1 protein-coding gene and 1 pseudogene are annotated in these 1,896 nt (G+C 72.1%); both read right to left on the bottom strand.

Annotated elements, in window-relative coordinates; genetic code table 11:
• Nucleotides 1–826 (bottom strand): PE family protein (locus A5634_RS09960; protein WP_155769456.1); only part of this gene is annotated, 826 nt, incomplete at its 3' end.
• Between the two features lie 100 nt (nt 827–926).
• A pseudogene (locus tag A5634_RS29890) lies at nt 927–1,896 on the bottom strand (hypothetical protein); the annotation flags it as partial.

Here is a 1,896-nt window from a genome sequence, read left to right on the forward strand (position 1 = left end):
CATATGATGCGGCGCCACCGCCCCCGCCCCCGCCGTAGCCGCCCGCGGCGCCCGCACCGCCGGCGCCGCCGGTGCCGAAAAGTCCGCCTGCGCCGCCGCCGCCGCCCAACCCACCGGAGGCTCCGAGCGTCGACGTCCCGCCGGCGCCGCCGACACCGCCGGTGCCAAACAGACCGGCGGACCCGCCGACGCCTCCGGTGCCGCCCTGTCCGGACCCACCGGTGCCGCCGCCCCCGCCGTTGCCGTACAAGAGTCCTCCGGCGCCGCCGTTGCCGCCAGGGGACCTGACGCTGTTGGACCTGCCGGTGCCGCCGGCTCCGCCATTACCAATCAGCCCAGCGGCGCCCCCGTTACCCCCGGCGGGGTGGGCGGCCGTACCCGACCCGCCCGCACCGCCGTTGCCGATCAGCAGTCCGCCGGCCTGTCCGTCGGCGCCCGGTGCACCGTTTGCACCGTTACCGATCAGCGGTCGCCCCAGGAGCATGTTGGTGGGCGTGTTGATCACGTCGAGGATTTGCTGCTCAAGGGATTGCAGTGGCGTCGCCGCGGCGGCCTCGGCGACCGCATACTGCGCCGCGCCCGCACCCATGAGTCGTACAAACTGGTCATGGAAGGCCGTCACCTGTGCGCTCAGCGCCTGGTATCCCTGCGCGTGCGCCCCGAAGAGCGCGGCTACCGCCGCCGAAATCTCGTCGGCGCCGGCGGCGAGCACTCCGGTAGTCGGGGGCAAGGCCGCCGCGTTCGCCCGGGTGAGCGTGTAACCGATGTTTGCCAGATCCGATGCGGCCGCTGCGACAGCCTCGGGAATTGTGGTGACGAATGACATTTGAGCCACCTCCGCGGACTCCGAGAGGTGCATAGCTTATCCCGCTCACACATGACACAGGAGCGATTCACAGCGAAAAGTAAAGTTTGCTGACGCGAGGTTATGGAGAGACGCCGGGCCTTCCGATCGGTCCGCCGATCAAGAACCCGCCGAACCCGCCGGGGGCACCGATTCCCGGGGTAGCCCCGGCACCGCCGTTGCCGCCGGTGCCACCGATGCCAAAGATGAACCCGCCGTAGCCGCCCTGCCCGCCGTTGCCTCCGAATGCCAGGTCGGCGGCACCGAAGCCGTGACCACCCGCGCCGCCGAGCCCGAAGATGTCGCCGCCGAGGCCGCCAATGCCGCCGACCCCACCGCGGCCATTGGTCATGGCAGCGCCGCCGGCACCGCCCGCGCCACCGATGCCGAACAAGCTGCCGCCGTCGCCGCCAAATCCACCCGGGCCGCCGGTTCCGCCGTTGGTCAGCGCGGCCCCGCCGGCACCACCATTACCGCCGAGGCCGAAGAGTTGACCGACACCGCCGCCGCCCTGGCCGCCTTGCCCAGCGACGTTGGTAGCGCCGAAGGCAGCCCCGCCAGTGCCGCCGTCGGCGCCGGTACTGATGAGGTTGAACAGGATGTTTCCGCTGCCACCGTTTCCGCCGATGCCGGCCACGCCGCCGGGAATCGTGGTGCCGCCCGCGCCGCCGGCGCCACCAGCGCCGTACAGCAGGCCAAGGCCGTCACCGCCGTAGCCGCCCCAGCCGGCGACGAATCCGTTTCCGCCGGACCCGCCGATGCCTCCGTTTCCGAGGATGAGACCACCGGAGCCACCGAAGCCGCCGTCGCCGGCGACGCCGTTGGGAGCGACGCCGCCGACTCCGCCGGCACCGCCGTTGCCGAAGAGTCCGAGCGCGTTACCGCCGTCGCCGCCGAAGCCGGCGACGCCGCCGTTGACGTTGGTGCCACCGCCCGCGCCACCGCGACCGCCGCTGCCGTACAAGAACCCCCCGTCGCCGCCGAAAGCCTTCGGCCACTGGTACGCATCTCGAAACGTCAGGTCGACCTCAGTGTCACCGAGTGACATGCCC

The organism is Mycobacterium asiaticum (assembly GCF_001673365.1).
Lineage (GTDB): Bacteria > Actinomycetota > Actinomycetes > Mycobacteriales > Mycobacteriaceae > Mycobacterium > Mycobacterium asiaticum_A.